The organism is Cobetia sp. 2AS, assembly GCF_029846355.1.
GTDB classification, from domain to species: domain Bacteria; phylum Pseudomonadota; class Gammaproteobacteria; order Pseudomonadales; family Halomonadaceae; genus Cobetia; species Cobetia amphilecti.
The window spans coordinates 323,655-342,350 of the sequence record NZ_JARWKQ010000004.1; the positions used below are offsets into that span (position 1 = coordinate 323,655).

The following is an 18,696-nucleotide window of genomic DNA, read 5'->3' on the forward strand; positions in this document are numbered from 1 at the left end:
ATCTTCCTCACACGAAGACAGGTTCTCGCACATGACGTGACGCGAAGCGCCGGCAGAAAACCCCGCCCGCCTTGATCACGCCGATGTGACAGCAGGCTCCCAGTGTAGCGGCCTCATCTTGTCGATGACATGCCAGCGTGTGCCACGAGGCCTCGATGCTGATCAAGCGGCTAGTCGGCCTCTGGCTGCGCAGCAGGAGCCTGATGGGCGAGCGTGCTGAAGCCGAAGCGATGGAAGATGGCGCCGGCCTCATTGCTGGAGAGCCAGGCCGAGAAGGCCTCGGCCTGTGTCGACGGCGCATCACCACCACGGCTGATCAAGGCGGCAGGATAGTGGATGGGGTCATGGCTGCTGTCCGGCAGCAGGCCGATCTGGTGCACCCGATGGCTGATGGCGGCGTCGGTGGCATAGACGATCCCCAGCGGGGCCTCGCCATGCTCGACCAGCGCCAGCGCGGCGCGCACGTCCTCGGCGCTGGCCAGGCGCGAGCGCAGCGTCTGCCACTGCCCCAGCGCTTCCAGCGACTGACGCGCATAGATGCCCGCAGGCACATGGTCGGGGTCGCCGACGGCCAGGCGAGTGTTGCTGCCGGTGGCGGCGAGACGCTCGGCCACATCGGTGACGTCCTCGGCGTTGCTGACACTGGCATCCAGCTGGCTGGGGCCGGGCGCGACCAGCGCGAGACGGTTGCCCAGCAGGTCGTGACGCCCGGTGACGACAATGCCGGCCTGCTGCTCCAGCCAGTCCATCCAGCGCTCATTGGCCGACAGATACAGCTGCGCCGGGGCACCATTGGCCAGCTGACGCGCCAGGGTCGAGGACGAGGCGTAGACCGGCATGATGTCCACGTCGGCGAGACGCTCGTAGCGCGCCTCGATGGCATCCAGCGCATCGTGCAGCGAGGCAGCGGCCATGACACGAATCTGGGGGCGCTCGTCTGCCTGAACCGGCGCGGCGAGCAGTGCCAGCATCAACGGGGCCGCCAGGCTGGCGGCCCTCAACAGCGCTGATGAAGGAGATAGTACTGATGAAGAAGATAGCGCTGATGAAGGAGTTGGCACTGATGACGCAAGCCGTAGCGGAGAGGCAAGCAAGGCGGCCCGGGCGCGCAAGCGGGTAGCGAATGACATCTACAGGGTCCTTGAACAGTGAAACGCAGCGACGAGGCCTGCTGCGCATTGATCTCGCCATGATGCCGCGCTCGCTCGCCATGTGCATCCCATGTGGGCGCAATTGCCGCGCGGGGCGCGGAAACCGTCAACCCTGATTGTCGAACGCCAGCGACATGAGGCTCGCTGGCTGCCTGTCAGCGCCCGTCTGCCATCAGCCACGGGCTGGTCAGCGTAGCCGCCGGCTGGCGGATGTTTCACCGCATCCGGCTACAGGCAAACGCGAATCACTCACATGTATGCCATTCGCTCGACCAGATCGGCTACAATGCTGGCCAAAATGGCAGGGAGACGCTGGCCCACGCCCCAGCAACGACGCGATTCCTGCTTTCATGCTTTCTTTCACGCTATTTGCCGCTTCAACGGCAGACAACAGCGGCGGGTGCCACCAAGTCATGCCTCCAGTACTTGACGAATTTCAGGGCCTCAGTGCCTTCGATGCCATCATGCGCTACGGCAATCTGGGCGCAGGAGCCGAGCATCTCGGTATCTCCAAGTCCACGCTCAGCCGCCGGATCAGCCATCTCGAACACCAGCTCGGCCAGCCACTGCTGCACCGTCAGGCCAACCGCCTGATTCCCACCGAGGCCGGCACGCTGTTCTATCAGTACTGCCAGCAGATGCTGTCGCTGGGCGAGCGCTCGCAGATCGCGCTGGATGAACTGCGCGAGGAGATCAGCGGTGATATCACCGTCAGCGCGCACCCGCACTTCCTGCGTGGCTGGTTCAATCATGTGCTGACCGACTTCATCGAAGAGTATCCGGGCATTCGCCTGACCCTGACCGCCAACCATCTGCCGCCATCACGCGATGACGATCAGGTGATGCTGTGGCTGTGGGAAGGCCCGGCCAAGGACACCGGGCTGCGCGAGGAGATTCTGGGTCAGCAGCAGCAACATCTCTACGCTCACCCCAGCTATCTGCGCCAGCACGGCCATCCGCAGCACCCCAGCGAGCTGACCTCCCATGACTGGGTCAACCTGATCGATCGCCATCACCCCAATCTGGTGCTCAATCACCCCGAGGAAGGCGAGTATCGCCTGAGCCTGCCGCCGTCACGCTTCACGGTCGACAACGTGGTGGTGCATGCCGACCATATCGCGCACGGCGCCGGTATCGGCCTGCTGCCGGACTACCATGTGCGTACCCGGGCGACGGCGCACCCGGGACAGTTCGAGGCCTGCCTGCCCGAGTGGAAGGGGCCGTCGATTCCGGTCAGCCTGCACTATCCCTTCGGGCACCCGCCGCGCAAGCTCGGCGCGCTGCTCGACCATATCCGCCGCCGCGTGCCGACGGACTGGACCCGCTGATCTGTCGGCCTGACAACTCTGCAGGCCGACAGATCAGCGGTTGCTTCAAACTTCTCAGCTCCACGATTTCACAGCTTCACGACTTCACAGCGGCACTGACTGCCCGTCAGGATTGCTGGCCGAACAGATGACGGCGCGCCTCCTCATCCATCGCCACATTGGCGGCCGGATTGATGTCATCGATACGCGCCATTGCCCGCTTGACGCCATCACGCGCGGCGATGCGGGCACGATAGGCGGCGACCGCCGGGAAGCGCGTCAGATCGATTTCCTGCTTCTCGGCCTTCAGCCACGGCCAGATGGCCATGTCGGCGATGCTCAACTCATCCCCCGCCACGAAGTCACGCCCCGCAAGCTGGCGCTCCAGCACGCCATACAGACGCTCACCTTCCTTGTGATAGCGCTCGATGGCGTACTCCACCGGCTCTGGCGCGTAGTGCTTGAAATGATGCACCTGACCCAGCATCGGCCCCAGGCCGCCCATCTGCCAATGCAGCCACTGCAGCACGTCATTGCGGGCACGCGTTTCCTGCGCCAGAAACTTGCCGCACTTGTCGGCCAGATACTCCAGAATCGCACCAGACTCGAACACCGAGATCGGCTCACCGCCATCGGCTGGCGCATGATCGACGATCGCCGGCATGCGATTGTTGGGCGAGATGGCCAGAAACTCCGGCGCGAACTGCTCACCCATGCTGATATTCACCGGAATGAGGCGATACTCGAGACCGGCTTCCTCCAGAAAGATCGTGATCTTGTGGCCGTTGGGCGTGGTCCAGTAATACAGATCAATCATCTGTGGGCTCCTGTGCAAGGACATAGCAAGATGGCTCGAACGCCCATGAGCGTTCGAGCCATCGAGGAGATCATGCTCATCGCCAGGCCCCTCGTGCAGCTTTTCACCAGGGGCATTGCGAGCATGTTCTTTACTGCGGGGGTTACTGCGAACGTTACTGAAGGTGTTATGACTGCGGAATCTCGCTGGCACGCGGCGCCTTGCGCGCCATGCCGTCGTGCAGGTCCATCATGCGCTCGCGCCACTGCACCAGCGGGTCGCCCGCGTCTTCCGTCTCACCGAAGGGCGAGGTATCGGAGACGATGTGTGCCCAGATGAAGAAGCCGAAGACCAGGTAATCCGCCGCCGCCGGGGCATCGCCATCCATGAAGGGCTGATTGGCGAGCAGGCCACGCAGCGGCTTGAAGGCGCTGTCAAGGATGCCGCGAGCGGCCTCGACGTTGTTGAATTCCTCGAAGGGCATGCCGAAGCGGGCTTCGCGGCTGGTGCGGAAGTACTCGCGGTCATCCGGGTGGATGGCCGCCAGCAGATCCAGTGCCACCAGGCGGAAGAAGCCGACCGCCATGACCTGCTCGGTATATACCTTGACGAAGTTCAGGCGTGCCTCGGCGTGTGCATCGCCGATCAGCAGGCCATCACCGCTGTCTGGGTAATGCGCGTCCAGATGCTTGAAGATGTCATAGCTGTCCATCGCCACGCCGTACGCATCCTTGAGCACCGGCACCGTGGTGGAATCGCAGAAGTCGATCGGGCTCTTGTCGGTGAATAGCATCGGCACGAGTTCGGCCGCAAGGCCCTTGTGGGCGAGTGCCAGACGCGCACGCCAGCAGAATGGCGAGAAACGCAGGCGGTCATCACGGCCACGCAATTCATGAAGGACTGGGGTCATGCGGGTCTCCTTTAGTGTCATGAAGGCCAGGTGTCATTGAGGCCTGGTGTCTTTCAAGCTTGATATGAACGGCATGGCTTCGCTGCGCGCGCCCTGCCCTTGGCATTGTTTTGGACGTTGTGCCGCGCAAATGCAAGCAAAATGAGCATTCGTTCAACATCGCACTGAGCGCCACTCAAGGCGCGAAGGCTCGCTCACCCTTGCAGTGACGCGAGGTTGGACCCATTGATGAGGGTTGCATGACCAGGGCCGGACATTGACCAAAGGATATTGATGACACCCGGCCTCGACAGCGCGAATAATGGGGCCCATCGCTTTCGCGCCAGCCACTTCCTGCCCTGATCCCCTCTCTTCATTTTCCAAGGAGTCTCGATGTCCGTCGAAGACCTGCACCTGAACCTGCGCAACCTGCAGGAATCAGACTACCCCCAGCTCAAGCGCCTGATGGACGGCATCTACGACGACATCGGTGGCGCCTGGCCTGAGCACACCATCAACCGCCTGATCGCCGAATTCCCCGATGGCCAGATCGTGATCGAGGATGGCGAGAAGCTGGTCGGTGTCGCCCTGACGGCGCTGGTGGATTACGACGCCTTCTCCAACCCGCACAAGTACGACGACCTGATCGGCCAACGCGAGATCATCCTCAACAAGGAGGATGGCGATGCGCTTTACGGTCTGGATGTGCTGATCGACGTCGACTACCGCGGCTATCGCCTCGGTCGCCGCCTGTACGAGGCGCGCAAGGACCTGTGCCGCTCGATGAATCTGCGCTCGATTCTGGCCGGTGGGCGCATTCCCCAGTACCACGAATACGCCGCCGAGCTCTCGCCCTCCGAGTACATCGACAAGGTGGAGCGTCGCGAGATCCATGACCCCATCCTGTCGTTCCAGCTGGCCAACGGCTTCCTGGTCAAGCGCCTGTTACGCCAGTACCTGCCGGAAGACGAGGATTCCCAGGGCTACGCCACGCTGCTGGAGTGGAGCAACATCCTGTTCGAGCCCGCCGAGCGCGTGCTGGAAAGCCGCAAGACGATGATTCGCGTCGGCGCCGTGCAGTGGCAGATGCGCAAGTTCGACAGTGTCGAATCCGTGCTGCAACAGGTCGAGTACTACGTCGATGCCCTGTCGGATTACCAGAGTGACTTCGCCGTCTTCCCGGAGCTGTTCAACACGCCGTTGATCGGCCTGCTGGAAGACCAGAGTGACCCGGTGCGCTGCATCCGCTACCTCGCCGGCTTCACCGAGCGCTTCAAGCAGGAAATCTCGCGCATGGCGGTGGCCTACAACATCAACATCGTGGCCGGTTCCATGGTCGAGATCGGTGACGACAACGAGCTCTACAACGTCACCTACCTGTGTCACCGCGATGGCGAGATCGACCGTCAGGCCAAGCTGCACATCACGCCGCAGGAGCGCCGCGACTGGATCATCAAGGGCGGTGACGAGCTGGCCGTGTTCGAGACCGACGCCGGACGCATCGGCATGCTGATCTGCTACGACGTGGAGTTCCCGGAACTGTCGCGCCTGCTGGCCGATCAGGACATGGACATCCTGATGGTGCCGTTCTGGACCGACACCAAGAACAGCTACCTGCGCGTGCGCAACTGCGCCCAGGCGCGTGCCATCGAGAACGAATGCTACGTGGTGGTCTGCGGCAGCGTCGGCAACCTGCCGTCCATCGAGAGCCTCGACATCCAGTACGCCCAGTCAGCGGTGTTCTCGCCGTCGGACTTCTCCTTCCCGCATGACGCGGTGATGGCCGAGACCACGCCGAACACCGAGATGATCATGTTCTCGGATCTCGATCTGGAGCGTCTCAAGGTGGTGCGCAGCGAAGGCTCGGTGACCAACCTGAAGGACCGCCGCAAGGACCTCTTCGAGCTGCGTCTGCGTGACTGGTCGTGGAAGTCCGGCAGCCGTCAGGACTGAGCCGATGACGCACTGGTGGCAACGGCTGTGGCAGCGCTCCGCCCGTCACGGCCGTGATATGTCAGCCCCCGACGCCGGCGCTGTCTCGACCGCTTCCCCTGCTGGCGAGACAGCGCCGGATGAGGCGTGGCAGGCAGTTTGCGAGCGCCTGCCGATCCTCGAGGGGCTCGACGCCGAGGCACTGGCGCGTCTTGAACGGCGCGCCCGCCATCAGCTGAGTGACTGGAAGCTGACCAGCGCCGAGCCGCTCGCACAGGTCGAGGCGCTGGCACTGGCCGCTCAGGCGATGCTGCTGCTCAACGGCTGGGCGCATGCCGAGCGCTGGCAGGACGCCGGCGCTCGCGTGCACGAGATCATGCTGCCGCAGCAGGCCATCCGCCGTGAGGTGGAAGAGATGGATGACGCCGGCGTGGTGCATGTCTTCGAGGACACCCGCGCCGGCGAGACCTGGTATCAGGGGCCAGTGGTGGTCACCCAACAGGACCTGGCCGCCAGCGGTGACTGGAGCGGTTTCAACGTGGTGATCCATGAATTCGCCCACAAGCTCGACATGGCCAACGCCACCGATGCCGATGGCTTTCCGCCCCTGCCACGCCATATCAGCGCGGCGGAGTGGCACGCCACCTTCACTGCCGTGTGGGATGACCTGAGCGCGCGCCTGTCACGCGGTGAGCCGACGCCCATCGATGACTACGCCGCCAGCCACCCCGCCGAATGCTTCGCCGTCTGCTGCGAGTATTTCTTCAGCGCACCGGATGAGCTCAATGCGGCCTATCCGGCGTTGTATGCCCTGCTGGAACGCTTCTTCCAGCAGTCGCCATTGGCGCGCTGCCCGCCGCCTTCCGACTGACCACGCCTGGCAGATCTGACCACATGCTTGGCAGATATGACCACATGCTTGGCAGATATGACCGCACGCTTGGCAGACAAGGCGCGAGCAAGCCGAGGAAACAGCGAGAGAAGAGATAGCGGCCGCTTACCGCGCCGAGTACCACCTCAAGCTAACGGTATATCATTCGAAAGCGCGCCAGCAGACACGCCGACTCGCTCAGCAGGGGTCGCAAAAGCCACCTCTGCATCGCTCACTGTGGCTCCGCCAACAGATAATCCCAGACACGCTGTGCGGTGGGGCGCATCGGGCGCTGATTGGAGCGCACCAGCCAGAAGTTCTGCTCGGCGGGAATCGTCAGCGCGAAGACCTGCTCCAGCCCGCCATTGCCGGACGCCAGCCATTGCCGGAAATGGCCTTCATGCACCAGCGCCACCCCCATGCCGAGCCGCGCCATTTCCAGCGTCATCACCTGGGTATCACAGCTGATGGTGGAGGTCGTCTTCTCCAGCCCCAGTTGATCTGCCGCCACCAGCCAGCGCCGCCAGCCCACCGCGAAGCCTGCGGCATGCAGCAGCGTCATGCCGGCCAGGTCCGCCGCCGTGGTCAGCTGCGCGCTCAGCGCCGGACTCGCCACGACGGCCATTCTCTCCTGCCCTGCCCCGACCTGGATCGCCTCCACCTGTGGCCAGTCGCCCTGACCGTAGCGCAGCTCGATATCCACCTGCTCGCCATCGAAGTCGCTCTGCCAGAAGGCACTGACCAGACGCAGCGCGATCTCGGGCTGGTCACGGTGGAAGTTCGCCAACCGCGGCAATAGCCAGGCCTGCTGGCTCATCGGGGTCGCCCGCAGGCTGACCGGTGCGGCGCGCGAGGGGCCGAAGACTTCCAGCGTGCCTTCCTGCAGGCGCTGGAAGCCATCCTGCAGCGCTGGCAACCAGGCCTGACCGGCCGGCGTCAGATTGAGGCTGCGGGCATGGCGCACGAACAATGGCTGGCCAAGGCGGTCCTCCAGCTGGCGAATCCGCTGGCTAATGGCCGACTGGGTGACGCTCAGCTCCTCGGCGGCACGCGTGAAGCTCATCAGGCGCGCAGCGGCTTCGAATGCCTGCAGCCAGGCCAGCGGCGGCAGGGGGCGCGGCAAGGCGTTCGGCGTCGTGGGGGAAGGTTCGTGCATGGCTATCTCGCGTCAGAGCATGAAGGTCAATCGCACACATTAGCTCAGCTAAGTCATGGCCGTCATATTTCGCGTTGGCCAGCCGTGATGACGAGGTGGACAATGGTCTCATTCTCAGGTCACGGCTCAGCCATACGACCCAGCCACGCGACACGCGTTGGCTCACCTGCTACTGCACACACGACATAGGACGGCGCCCATGGAGACTCTCATCGCATCTGCCCCTGACACCCAAGACACTGAAGCGTCACAGGCACGCCATCAGTGGGACATGAAGGAATACCTGCCCCATCACGAGGGCGCGCCGCTGGTGAAGGCAGACCACGACGAGATCCTGGCGTCACTGGCATGGGCCAGCGGTGAGCAGACCCAACTGCCGCTGATCTGGCTGCGCGACCACTGCGCCTGCGATCTCTGCCGTCATCCGCAGACCTTCGAGCGCACCTTCATGCTGATGGACGATGCGGCCCTGACGGTGCATCAGATGCGTGTCGAGCAAGGCAATCTCATCGTCGTCTGGCAGGACGGCCACACCAGCCGCTTCGATGCCGGCTGGTTGCTGCAACGTCGTCCGAGTGATGCACCGCCGGCCACGCCGGTCCCCGCAAGCCAGGCCTGGCAGCAGGGCCATCAGCCTCACGTCACCGCCTTTGCCGATTACATGGCCGGTGGACAGGCGCGCCTGGGCTGGCTGGAAGCGCTGTGCCGCGACGGCTTCGCGATTCTGGATGCCGGCCCGACGGCAGGTGGCGAGATCGACCAGGTGGCCGCGACCATCGGCCCGATCCGCGCGACCAACTTCGGCGGCCGCTTCGAGGTCTTCTCCAAGCAGGCACCCAACAATGCCGCCTACACGCCGATCGCGCTGGAGCTGCACACCGACCTGCCCAACTGGCGTCAGCCGCCGGACATCCAGATGCTTTACTGCCTGGCCAATGAGGCCGAAGGCGGAGACTCCATCTTCGGAGACGGCATGGCGGTCGCCGAAGCCCTGCGCGAGCGGGACCCGCAGGCCTTCAGGCTGCTGGCCGAGACCCCGGTGGACTTCCGCTTTGCCGACGAGACCACCGACCTGGTGGTGCGCGAGCCGGTGATCCATCTGGATGCCAACGACAAGGTCATCGAGGTGCGCTTCAACAACTGGATCCGCGACAGCCTGCGCCTGCCGCTGGAACAGATGCAGGCCTGGTACAGCGCCTATCGCCAGTACTGGAGCATCCTGCGGGAGCCGGCCTTCCGCCTGCATCTCAAGCTGGAAGCCGGCCAGATGGTGGCCTTCGACAACCGCCGCGTGATGCACGGCCGCAAGTCCTTCGACCCGACGACCGGTCGCCGCCACCTGCAGGGCTGCTATGTGGATTACGACATGGTGGAATCCGCGCTGCGCGTCACGGCGCGCCAGCTGGCCGGTGCCAACCTCACTCAGTCGTGAGCACGAAAGCCCTCATGCCGCGGAGTACTTGAAATAGCGTTGAACCGCACGCAAAGGTTGCGGCGGTTCCTCCAGGGCATACCACGCAAGGCAGTGGCATCCTGAGAGTCTGGCAACTCAGGTATCGCCCCATGAATCCCATGACACTCTGCTTTGCGGATGACACCCTGGAACGACGTTATCGGCGTCGACAGATCGAGACCTCACACAAGCTCAGCCGGATCACCATCCCGCTGAGCTGTCTGCTGTTCGCGTCCTATGGGCTGATCGAGATCAGTCTGCTGGATCACTACGAGACCTATCTGCTGCTGCGTACCAGCGTTCTGGTCGGCGTGCTGGGCCTGTTCCTGCTGTCACGCCTCCCGCGTTTCCGACATCACGTCAACGGCATCCTGTGCCTGGCCTCGCTGGTGGCAGCGCTGGGGACGCTGGCGATGTTCCATGTGGGGGACGGTCACGCCGGAGAGCACCTGGTGGAGAGCCACGCCGCCGGACAGCATGAGGACGAGCATGGTGACTTCCCGGTCTACTTCGTCACCCTGATCACCGTGGTCTTCTGGACCTACACCCTGCTGGGGCTGCAGTTCATCTATGCCATGGCCTGCGGACTGCTGATATGGATGGGCTGCACCGCCAGCTGCGCGCTGATGCATCTTGGCTCCGATGTACTGGTGGAAGCCAACGAGGCTTTCTTCATGATGGCCGTCAATCTGCTGGCGGGCATGAGCGCCTACTCGCGCGAGCGCCAGAGCCGGCAACTCTTCCTGCATGAATGCCATATCACCGGCGAGCGGGACGATCTGCGCGACCACGCGATGTGCGACTCGCTCACCGGGCTGCTCAACCGGCGCGCCCTGCTGACACGCCTCGACCAGATACTCGACATCCAGACCCTCGGCACGGTGCAGGCCGCGTTGTTCATCGACCTCGATGGCTTCAAGCCGGTCAATGACCGCCACGGTCATGCCATCGGCGATGAAGTGCTGCGCATCACCGGCGAACGCCTGGGCAACACCCTGCGCGGCAACGATATCGTCGGCCGCCTGGGGGGCGATGAATTTCTGGTACTGATCAGCCGTGAAGGCAACGGCCGCAAGGGTCCTGAGCAGCTGGCGGAACGTCTGATCGACGCCATCAGTCGTCCCATCACGCTGGAGGTCGATGGCGAGCCGCTGATCATCGCCGTCAGCGCCAGTATCGGCATCAGCCTGTTCCCCTTCTCGGGCGCCACCCCGGAAACGGTCATCGCGCGCGCCGACAGCGCCATGTACGAGGCCAAGCAACGCGGGCGGGGCGTCGTCGTCACCGGCAATCCGCTCCGCCTGGTACTGTGACGATCGACGCTCGACGCTCGACGCCTCGAGCATGTCGCCGCGCCACCCTCCCTCTTGAGACAGCGGCAGACGCCCCAATGAGACAAGGATGCCGTTGCGTCCTTTTCCTCATGACCCGCATCACGCCAGGACGCCCCACGACTCATCAATGGGGCGTTCTGGCGCATGGAGCCTGCCAATGACACGCCTGCCGCATCTTGCCTTCTCTCTAATCGGTCTCGGTCTCCTCGGCGGCTGCGCCGGAGTCCCGTCCGGCACCCAGCCCGTCGAGAACTTCGAGCTCGAACGTTACTACGGTGAATGGCACGAGATCGCCCGCCTGCCCAACAGCTTCGAGGAGGGCCTGAGCTGCGTCAGCGCCGATTATTCGCCCCGCGAGGACGGCGGCGTGCGCGTCATCAATCGCGGCTACAACGCCGAGCAAGGGCAATGGAGCCAGGCCGAAGGTCGCGCCTACTTCACTCAGGGCAGCAAGACGGCGGCCCTCAAGGTCAGCTTCTTCGGCCCCTTCTATGGCGGCTACAACGTGCTGGCGCTGGATGATGACTATCAGTGGTCGCTGGTGGCCGGCGCCGATCGCGACTACCTGTGGATACTGGCGCGTGAGCCACAGCTGGATGACGCCACCTACCAGGCGCTGGTCGAGCAGGCCGCCGAGCTCGGCTTCGCGACCGACGCGCTGATCAAGGTCGAACAGGGCAACGCCTGCCCCTCTCCTGATGACACCGAACGCTGACACCGGTAGCTGACACCGAACCCGGTCCCTAGACCCAAGGCCTGACACCAAGGTCTAAACCGGCGTGTGACGTTTATATGGTGCGGACAGCCGCTTTCATCCAACCGACCTCGCATCTTGTCACGCGCGCGTGGCTCGCCAATGGTGAGCTGACAATCTTCCGGGGTAGCGCCTCGCCGAGTGCGCTGCCCTGATGCCAATCGTTTGATGCTGTCGCCCAGTGCCAGTGACGCCTCGCTGCACTGGGCAACTCAGTTCAGAGGGAGCCCGTGCCATGGATATCCAGCAGTTCTTCAGCGCCCTGTGGGATGACTACGTCGCCATGACGCCCCAGGCCCAAAAGATTCAGGATGCCTTCATCGCTGACGGCGAGACCATCGTCAACGACCACGTCGCCTTCCGCACCTTCGATCGCGGGCCGATCACCCTGAGCGCGCTGGAACCTCACCTGCTGGCGCTGGGCTATACCCGCTTCGCGCCCTATGATTTCCGCGAGAAGAAGCTGCGCGCCTTCGGCTATCTGCCGCCGTCACCCGACATGCCGCGCGTCTTCCTCTCCGAGCTGAAATGCCATGAGTTGTCCGAGCGTGCCCAGGCGATCATCGATGGCCTGGTCAGTCAGATCTCGCCGGATGCCGCCACCCAGCCCTCCGTGCTGTGGTCGGGCCGTCTGTGGAAAGCACCCAGCTTCGAGCAGTATCAGCGCCTGATGGAAGAGAGCGAGTATGCGGCCTGGCTGTCGATCATCGGCCTGCGCGCCAACCACTTCACCATCAGCGTCAACGCGCTCAGCCATCACGACACTCTCGACAAGGTGCTGACGCGCGTCGAGTCGCTGGGCCTTGGCATCAACCCGGCCGGAGGGCGCATCAAGGGCTCGCCCGAGGTGCTGCTGGAGCAGGCCTCCACCCTCGCCGACCGCCAGACCTTCACCTTCGCCGGTGGCGAGGAGCATGAGATCTCCACCTGCTACTACGAATTCGCGCGCCGCTACCCCGATGCCAATGGCGAGCTGTATCAGGGCTTCGTGGCGGCCAGCGCCGACAAGATCTTCGAATCCACCAATGTTCGCCAGGAGCCGACTGCCTCGTGATTGCCGACTGGCTAGACCTGACACTTGAAGGCCACGCCAGCGCCCGTGGCATGGGCCGTATTCCCGGTGGTCGCTATGAGATCGTCGCACCCGGCGTGCTGGAGATCACCCCCGACGTCACGGGGCCCAAGGCGCGCCCGTGCGTGATCTCCGCCGGTATCCACGGCAACGAGACCGCCCCCATCGAGCTGCTCGGTGAGCTGATCGCGGGACTGGAGAGCGGCCATCTGATCGTCGGGGCGCCGCTGCTGCTGATTCTGGGCAACCTGCCCGCCATCCGCAGTGGCGAGCGCTTCATCACCACCAATCTCAATCGGCTGTTCAAGCGCGCCGAGGCCAGCGTCACGGGCAACGACTGTCCGTCCGATGACGAGCCGGCGCGCGCGCGTCAGCTGATGGCGGCCGTGGACACCTTCTATGCTCGTTTCCCGCTGGCCGAGGGCACGCGCCGTCTGCACTACGACATGCATACCGCCATCCGTGACAGCCTCTATCCGCGCTTCGCAGTGGTGCCCTTCAGTGATGGCGACGCCATCAGCGCATCGCAGTGGCCGATATTGAGCGCCGCCGGCATCCAGGCCGTGCTGCACCAGCATCAGCACAGCTGGACCTTCTCGCACTATTCGCGCCACTACCATGATGCCGACGCCTTCACGCTGGAGCTGGGCCAGGTACGCCCGTTCGGCGCCAACGACATGGCGGCACTCGCACCGATGAAAGCCCTGCTCGCGGCACTGGCGACCGGCACGGCGCCCGCCGAAGCAGACCCTGAGGCCATCGACTACTTCACGGTGGAAGTGGAGCTGATGCGTCAGTCAGCCGACTTCACGCTGTGCTTCAGCGAGGATGTCGCCAACTTCACCGCCTTCGCCCCCGGCAGCGTGGTGGCCGAAGACGCCGCTGCTGGCCCCTGCATCATCGGCGATACCCCACTGCGGGTGGTCTTTCCCAACGCGAAGGTGGAGATAGGCGCCCGCGCCGCCCTGCTGCTGGCCGAGAGCTCGACACCGACAGACTGAGTCACCAGACACTGAACAAACCGGCACTGAGCCACAAGCGCCGGCGTTCTGCCCGCCCATCCCCCTCAGGGCGCAGCACGATGCCGGCGCGATTGCACTGACGAAAGCCTTACTACAACGACAACAGGCGACCTTGATCATGAAGACTCCTCCCCCACGGCCGGACGGCATCCGCGTGCGTCCTTGCAGGCTCCACCAAAGTCGTAACATTCCTCCACGCCAGATAGCGGTGAACCCTGCGTTGAGCTGGTAGAATCGGCCCCCTTTCCCGTCCACGACATGCAAGCACAGGCATTTTTCGCCTGTTGTAGACGGTCACTGGCAGCGAGAACGACGATCAATCGGACTGATCGTGAGGAACTGGCTATGCCCCTGACGGCATTCTCCGCCACTCCTCCCGTGCCACGCCTTGCCGCCTCATCACGTCTGCGTCGCGCACGTCAGCGAGCGAGAGTGAAAGGCAGTGCCAGGCAGCCGTGCCATGTCGGCAACGAACCTGTATCCCGAGCCCGACCGCCCCGCGGCGGACTCGTGGCGTGTCATTGCCCCCAGGGCTGGCAACGTCCGGATTGGAGTAACTGCATGACCATGAGATCTTCCGTGGCCGAGAGCCCGAGCAGCGACGCGCTGCCTCTCGAGGTCCGCAACATCACCAAGTCCTTCGGCACCAATCAGGTGCTCAAGGGCTTGTCACTGCAAGCACGCAAGGGCGATGTCATCACCCTGATCGGCGCGTCAGGTTCCGGCAAGAGCACCTTTCTGCGCTGCATGAACCTGCTGGAGCAGCCGGACGGTGGCGACATCTTCGTGCATGGCGAGCAGATCGGCTTCAAGGAAAGCCGCCGTGGCCGCGAACCGATGGACTGGCGTCAGGTCGAGCGCATGCGCGCGCGCCTGTCGATGGTCTTTCAGGGCTTCAACCTGTGGTCGCACATGACGCTGCTGGAAAATGTCATTGAGGCGCCGATCCACGTGCTCGGCAAGCCGAAGAAGGAAGCCATCGCCCACGCACGCAGTCTGCTGGACCGCGTCGGCCTGCTCGAGCGCGCCGACTACTATCCGGCGCAGATGTCCGGTGGCCAGCAGCAGCGCGGCGCCATCGCACGCGCGCTGGCGATGGAGCCGGAGGTGATGCTGTTCGACGAGCCGACCTCGGCCCTCGACCCGGAACTGGTCGGTGACGTGCTCAAGGTCATGCGTGACCTGGCCGAGGAAGGCCGCACCATGGTGGTGGTGACCCACGAGATGAGCTTCGCACGTGATGTCTCGAGCCAGGTGGTCTACCTGCACCAGGGACTGGTCGAGGAAGCCGGCAAGCCGGAAGACGTGCTGGGCAATCCCCAGTCGGAGCGCCTCAAGCAGTTTTTGGCGCCCAAGTACTGAGCAAGCGCCCTGATCACCAGTACTGATGACAAGCCCTTGGCCCATCGCTGAGCCAACCGCTCGGCCTGTGGCACATCCCGGCACGGTGATCCCGTGACCGGCACATGATTCAGCACCGCGAGCGCCACGCCAACGGCAAGCCTCGAGGTGTTCAAGACTTCAGGAATGACAAGTAATGAAACAGTTCGCGACACGTGCCCTGCTGGGTCTCACCCTCGGTCTCTCCACCTTCGCCATCACCACCAGCGCCGCCCAGGCGGCCGAGGTGCCGGACCCGCTGCGTCTGGGCATCGACGTGCCCTACGCGCCCTTCGGCTACAAGCTGCCCAGCGGTGAGCTGACCGGTTTCGAGATCGAACTGGGCAACGCCATCTGCGCCCAGCTCGCCACTCACTGCGAATGGACCGAGCAGGACTTCGACGGCATCATCCCGGGCCTGATGGCGCGCAAGTACGACGTCATCATGTCAGCGCTGACCATCAATCCGGAGCGTGAGCGTCAGGTGCTGTTCTCCGAGCCCTACTTCACGCCGCCGTCCGGCTGGTTCGTCAAGGCGGACAGCCCGCTGGCGGGCGCGGACACCCTCGATGCCGAGGCGCTCGCGGGCAAGGTGATCGGGGTGCAGCGCGGCAACCTGCAGGATCACTACGTCACCGACCTCTACGGCCGCACGGCAGAAGTGCGCCGCTACACCAAGCTCGATGACCTGGTGCTGGACATGGACAGCGGCCGCGTCGACGTCGCCTTCCTGGACCTGCCGGTCGGTCAGGACACCCTGGTCAACGCCAACGACGGCAACTTCGTCAACACCGGCAGCGCCATCAGCGAGCCGAAGAAGTACTTCGGCGACGGCTTCGGCATCGCCATGAAGAAGCGCGACCGCGACCTCAAGAAGGCCATCGATGGTGCCCTGGAAGCGCTCAAGGCCGATGGCACGCTCAAGCGTCTCAACGACAAGTACTTCGCCAGCGCCGCCACTGCGTCCGACAACCACCAGTAAGCCGCTGAACGGGTTATTCGGCGCTTCACGGGAGATTTCCCATGATTGACCTACAAGGCTACGGGCCCAGCCTGCTGGAAGGTGCCTGGGTCACGGTGCAGCTGGCCGTGCTGGCCCAGCTGCTGGCCATCGCGCTGGGGCTATTGACGGCGACGGCCAAGATGTCGCGCTCCACGCCTCTGCGCTGGCTCGCGACGCTCTACACCACCATCATCCGCGGCGTTCCCGACATCGTGCTGATGCTGCTGCTGTTCTTCGGCGGCCAGATCGGCATCAACATGGTCACCGACTGGCTGTATGACAGCTACGACATCGACGTCTTCGTCAATGTCGATGAGTTCACTGCCGGCGTCGTCACCATCGGCTTCATCTTCGGTGCCTACATGGGCGAGACCTTCCGTGGCGCCTTCATGGCGGTGGATGCCGGGCAGATCGAAGCCGGGCGCGCCTATGGCATGAACGACTGGAAGGTCTTCAAGCGCATTCGCTTCCCGCTGATGATGCGTCACGCCCTGCCGGGGCTGGGCAACAACTGGATGGTATTGCTCAAGACCACCGCCCTGGTGTCGGTGATCGGGCTGGTCGACATGGTGCGTGTCGCCAGTGAGGCCGCCAAGGCGACCCACGAGCCCTTCACCTTCCTGTTGCCGGTCGCGGCGGGCTATCTGCTGATCGCCACCGTGTCCGAATGGGGGCTGGCACGCCTCAAGAAGCGCTATAACGCCGGATTCGGGGAGGCCAGCGCATGGAACAACTGAATGATGCAGGCCCCTCAGGCATCATCACCCAGCTGGGTCAGATGCTCGAGGATGCGCTGAGCGACAACTACATCTTCACCGCGACCACCCTGTGGCATTACTGGGAAGGGCTGGTCACCACCGTGCAGCTGGTGTGCCTGGCGCTGCTCATCGGCCTGATACTGGCCGTGCCGCTGGCGATTCTGCGCGGCTCGCGTCGTCGCTGGGTGAAGATGCCGGTCTACCTGTACACCTATGTCTTCCGGGGCACGCCGCTGCTGATCCAGCTCTATCTGATCTACTACGGCGTGGTGTTCTTCGACGGCTTCGACATCTCGCTGGGCGTGACCAGTGTGCATGTGCCCAGCATCCAGGAGACCTGGCTGTGGGATTACTTCCGTGATCCCTTCGTGCCGGCGCTGCTGGCCTTCGTGCTCAATACCGCGGCCTACACCACCGAGATCTTCCACGGTGCCATCCAGTCGACCCCCAAGGGCGAGATGGAGGCAGCGCGTGCCTACGGCATGTCACGTGGCAAGATGATGCGTCGCATCATTCTGCCCAGTGCCTTCCGCCGGGCGCTGCCGGCCTACGGCAATGAAGTCATCTTCATGCTGCATGCCAGTGCCATCTGCAGCGTGGTGACGCTTCTGGACCTCACCGGCGCCGCGCGTGACATCTACGCACGCTTCTACGCGCCCTTCGAGGCCTTCCTGTTCGTCGCCGCCATCTACCTGTGTCTGACCTTCACCATCATTGCCATATTCCGGCAACTGGAGAAACGCCTGCTGGCACACTTGAAACCGTTAAGCTGAACGTCAAAAGCGCCCTTTGTAGGGCGCTTTTTTTATATCAGGATATAACGGCAGGAATTCATCTCGTTTAACGACCGTTTGAATTTGTCCATTGACCCTCTTCACCACAGCCTCGGTCTGGGCTAGTGTGGAGCCACTGGCATGACACGCCCCCTTATGTCCGCGGCTCAGACGGCTGGTGTTCAGGAGGGAGTGTCTGATGCCACTGATCAGCCAGTATGACCAACAACAATGATGGATGGGACTGACATGAAGAAGCTTCTGGGAATCTCCCTGCTGGGTGCAGCATTGATGGCCGGTGGCGCTCAGGCAGCCGAATCGCTGCGCATCGGCGTCGACGTGCCCTACGAGCCAATGGAATACAAGACGCCCGACGGTGAGCTGACCGGTTTCGACATCGAACTGGGCAATGCCATCTGCGCGAAGATCAACCGCGACTGCGAGTGGGTCATCCAGGCGTGGGACGGCATCATCCCCGGCCTGATGGCGCGCAAGTACGACGCCATCATGTCCTCGATGACCATCAATGAGGAACGCCGCGAGAAGGTGCTGTTCTCCGACACCTACATCACCCCGCCGTCCGCCTGGTTCGCCCCGTCCGACAGCGAGCTGAGCGCCACCTCCCAGGAAGCCCTGGCTGACAAGGCCATCGGCGTGCAGCGCGGCACCCTGCAGGACAACTACGTCACCGATCTCTACGGCAAGAATGCCGAGGTCAAGCGCTACACCACCGCCGATGACCTGGTGCTGGACATGGAAGCGGGTCGCCTCGACATCGCCTTCCTCGACTTCCCGGTCGGCAAGTCCACCCTGATCGACGGCGGCAACGGCAACTACAAGGCCGTCGGTGAAGTGGTCACCGAGCCCAAGAAGTACTTCGGCGACGGATTCGGTATCGCCATGCGCAAGCGTGACAAGGACCTGGCCGAGCAGATCAACGGCGCCCTGGCCGAGTTGAAGGCCGATGGCACCTACGACACCATCCACACCAAGTACTTCGGCGAGAAGCAGTAAGGTCGCCTCAAGCGGCATGCCAGCCATGCCG

The 18,696-nt window shown here is 63.7% G+C and carries 17 protein-coding genes; 13 read left to right on the forward strand and 4 right to left on the reverse strand.

From position 1 onward, the window contains the following. Positions 1 to 170: 170 nt before the first annotated feature. Positions 171 to 971 (reverse strand): molybdate ABC transporter substrate-binding protein, encoded by an 801-nt coding sequence (modA, locus tag QD356_RS13125; RefSeq protein ID WP_192837401.1) that lies wholly within the window; start codon positions 969 to 971, stop codon positions 171 to 173. Between the two features lie 593 nt (positions 972 to 1,564). Here modA and QD356_RS13130 point away from each other — a divergent pair. Then, entirely contained in the window at positions 1,565 to 2,479 is a 915-nt protein-coding gene (locus QD356_RS13130) for a LysR family transcriptional regulator (protein WP_054555676.1), read from the forward strand. A gap of 106 nt (positions 2,480 to 2,585) precedes the next feature. On the opposite strand, the gene QD356_RS13135 is transcribed toward QD356_RS13130, so the two are convergent. Together QD356_RS13135 and QD356_RS13140 are read right to left on the reverse strand one after the other, a co-directional pair. Next, positions 2,586 to 3,275 (reverse strand): glutathione S-transferase C-terminal domain-containing protein, encoded by a 690-nt coding sequence (locus tag QD356_RS13135; RefSeq protein WP_192837400.1) that lies wholly within the window; start codon positions 3,273 to 3,275, stop codon positions 2,586 to 2,588. Between the two features lie 166 nt (positions 3,276 to 3,441). After that, entirely contained in the window at positions 3,442 to 4,164 is a 723-nt protein-coding gene (locus QD356_RS13140) for a glutathione S-transferase N-terminal domain-containing protein (protein ID WP_192837399.1), read from the reverse strand. A 372-nt stretch (positions 4,165 to 4,536) separates the two neighbouring features. Between QD356_RS13140 and QD356_RS13145 the strand changes: the two genes are divergently transcribed. After that, the gene (locus QD356_RS13145) at positions 4,537 to 6,096 is read left to right on the forward strand and encodes a carbon-nitrogen hydrolase family protein (protein WP_192837398.1); all 1,560 of its coding nucleotides are present in this window, start codon (positions 4,537 to 4,539) and stop codon (positions 6,094 to 6,096) included. Between the two features lie 4 nt (positions 6,097 to 6,100). After that, positions 6,101 to 6,946 carry a M90 family metallopeptidase gene (locus QD356_RS13150; RefSeq protein ID WP_225996286.1) on the forward strand — a complete coding sequence of 282 codons (846 nt, stop codon included), beginning with the start codon at positions 6,101 to 6,103 and terminating at the stop codon, positions 6,944 to 6,946. 232 nt (positions 6,947 to 7,178) lie between these two features. On the opposite strand, the gene QD356_RS13155 is transcribed toward QD356_RS13150, so the two are convergent. Next, positions 7,179 to 8,102 carry a LysR family transcriptional regulator gene (locus tag QD356_RS13155; RefSeq protein ID WP_054555681.1) on the reverse strand — a complete coding sequence of 308 codons (924 nt, stop codon included), beginning with the start codon at positions 8,100 to 8,102 and terminating at the stop codon, positions 7,179 to 7,181. Positions 8,103 to 8,301: 199 nt separating this feature from the next. On the opposite strand from QD356_RS13155, the gene QD356_RS13160 reads away from it, so the two are divergent. The 10 genes from QD356_RS13160 (at position 8,302) to QD356_RS13205 (ending at position 18,665) form a co-directional block, all read left to right on the forward strand. Continuing rightward, entirely contained in the window at positions 8,302 to 9,534 is a 1,233-nt protein-coding gene (locus QD356_RS13160; protein ID WP_192837397.1) for a TauD/TfdA family dioxygenase, read from the forward strand. Positions 9,535 to 9,665: 131 nt separating this feature from the next. Next, positions 9,666 to 10,868 carry a GGDEF domain-containing protein gene (locus QD356_RS13165; RefSeq protein WP_192837396.1) on the forward strand — a complete coding sequence of 401 codons (1,203 nt, stop codon included), beginning with the start codon at positions 9,666 to 9,668 and terminating at the stop codon, positions 10,866 to 10,868. Between the two features lie 178 nt (positions 10,869 to 11,046). After that, positions 11,047 to 11,604, forward strand: a complete 558-nt coding sequence (locus QD356_RS13170; RefSeq protein WP_192837395.1) for a lipocalin family protein — start codon at positions 11,047 to 11,049, stop codon at positions 11,602 to 11,604. A gap of 274 nt (positions 11,605 to 11,878) precedes the next feature. Next, positions 11,879 to 12,697: a DUF1338 domain-containing protein gene (locus QD356_RS13175; protein ID WP_192837394.1), complete on the forward strand. Its 819-nt coding sequence runs from the start codon at positions 11,879 to 11,881 to the stop codon at positions 12,695 to 12,697. Beyond that, positions 12,694 to 13,716: a succinylglutamate desuccinylase gene (locus tag QD356_RS13180; protein ID WP_192837393.1), complete on the forward strand. Its 1,023-nt coding sequence runs from the start codon at positions 12,694 to 12,696 to the stop codon at positions 13,714 to 13,716. The genes QD356_RS13175 and QD356_RS13180 overlap by 4 nt, the downstream gene beginning before the upstream one ends. 600 nt (positions 13,717 to 14,316) lie before the next feature. Then, entirely contained in the window at positions 14,317 to 15,099 is a 783-nt protein-coding gene (locus QD356_RS13185; protein ID WP_043334393.1) for an ATP-binding cassette domain-containing protein, read from the forward strand. Positions 15,100 to 15,274: 175 nt separating this feature from the next. Further along, positions 15,275 to 16,099, forward strand: coding sequence for a transporter substrate-binding domain-containing protein (locus QD356_RS13190; protein ID WP_192837392.1), 825 nt, complete (start codon positions 15,275 to 15,277; stop codon positions 16,097 to 16,099). A gap of 41 nt (positions 16,100 to 16,140) precedes the next feature. Beyond that, positions 16,141 to 16,857: an ABC transporter permease gene (locus tag QD356_RS13195; protein ID WP_043334396.1), complete on the forward strand. Its 717-nt coding sequence runs from the start codon at positions 16,141 to 16,143 to the stop codon at positions 16,855 to 16,857. A 41-nt stretch (positions 16,858 to 16,898) separates the two neighbouring features. After that, positions 16,899 to 17,651 carry an ABC transporter permease gene (locus QD356_RS13200; protein ID WP_043334458.1) on the forward strand — a complete coding sequence of 251 codons (753 nt, stop codon included), beginning with the start codon at positions 16,899 to 16,901 and terminating at the stop codon, positions 17,649 to 17,651. 249 nt (positions 17,652 to 17,900) lie between these two features. Further along, complete coding sequence (locus tag QD356_RS13205) at positions 17,901 to 18,665, forward strand: transporter substrate-binding domain-containing protein (RefSeq protein WP_153636493.1); 765 nt, start codon at positions 17,901 to 17,903, stop codon at positions 18,663 to 18,665. Positions 18,666 to 18,696 lie beyond the last annotated feature (31 nt).

What these genes read in the sequence shown, in the direction of transcription:
- modA (WP_192837401.1), bottom strand. Translation starts at nt 971, where the DNA reads ATGCTGGCACTGCTCGCCGCGCCGGTTCAGGCAGACGAGCGCCCCCAG.
- QD356_RS13130 (WP_054555676.1), top strand. Translation starts at nt 1,565, where the DNA reads ATGCCTCCAGTACTTGACGAATTTCAGGGCCTCAGTGCCTTCGATGCC.
- QD356_RS13135 (WP_192837400.1), bottom strand. Translation starts at nt 3,275, where the DNA reads ATGATTGATCTGTATTACTGGACCACGCCCAACGGCCACAAGATCACG.
- QD356_RS13140 (WP_192837399.1), bottom strand. Translation starts at nt 4,164, where the DNA reads ATGACCCCAGTCCTTCATGAATTGCGTGGCCGTGATGACCGCCTGCGT.
- QD356_RS13145 (WP_192837398.1), top strand. Translation starts at nt 4,537, where the DNA reads ATGTCCGTCGAAGACCTGCACCTGAACCTGCGCAACCTGCAGGAATCA.
- QD356_RS13150 (WP_225996286.1), top strand. Translation starts at nt 6,101, where the DNA reads ATGACGCACTGGTGGCAACGGCTGTGGCAGCGCTCCGCCCGTCACGGC.
- QD356_RS13155 (WP_054555681.1), bottom strand. Translation starts at nt 8,102, where the DNA reads ATGCACGAACCTTCCCCCACGACGCCGAACGCCTTGCCGCGCCCCCTG.
- QD356_RS13160 (WP_192837397.1), top strand. Translation starts at nt 8,302, where the DNA reads ATGGAGACTCTCATCGCATCTGCCCCTGACACCCAAGACACTGAAGCG.
- QD356_RS13165 (WP_192837396.1), top strand. Translation starts at nt 9,666, where the DNA reads ATGAATCCCATGACACTCTGCTTTGCGGATGACACCCTGGAACGACGT.
- QD356_RS13170 (WP_192837395.1), top strand. Translation starts at nt 11,047, where the DNA reads ATGACACGCCTGCCGCATCTTGCCTTCTCTCTAATCGGTCTCGGTCTC.
- QD356_RS13175 (WP_192837394.1), top strand. Translation starts at nt 11,879, where the DNA reads ATGGATATCCAGCAGTTCTTCAGCGCCCTGTGGGATGACTACGTCGCC.
- QD356_RS13190 (WP_192837392.1), top strand. Translation starts at nt 15,275, where the DNA reads ATGAAACAGTTCGCGACACGTGCCCTGCTGGGTCTCACCCTCGGTCTC.
- QD356_RS13195 (WP_043334396.1), top strand. Translation starts at nt 16,141, where the DNA reads ATGATTGACCTACAAGGCTACGGGCCCAGCCTGCTGGAAGGTGCCTGG.
- QD356_RS13200 (WP_043334458.1), top strand. Translation starts at nt 16,899, where the DNA reads ATGCTCGAGGATGCGCTGAGCGACAACTACATCTTCACCGCGACCACC.
- QD356_RS13205 (WP_153636493.1), top strand. Translation starts at nt 17,901, where the DNA reads ATGAAGAAGCTTCTGGGAATCTCCCTGCTGGGTGCAGCATTGATGGCC.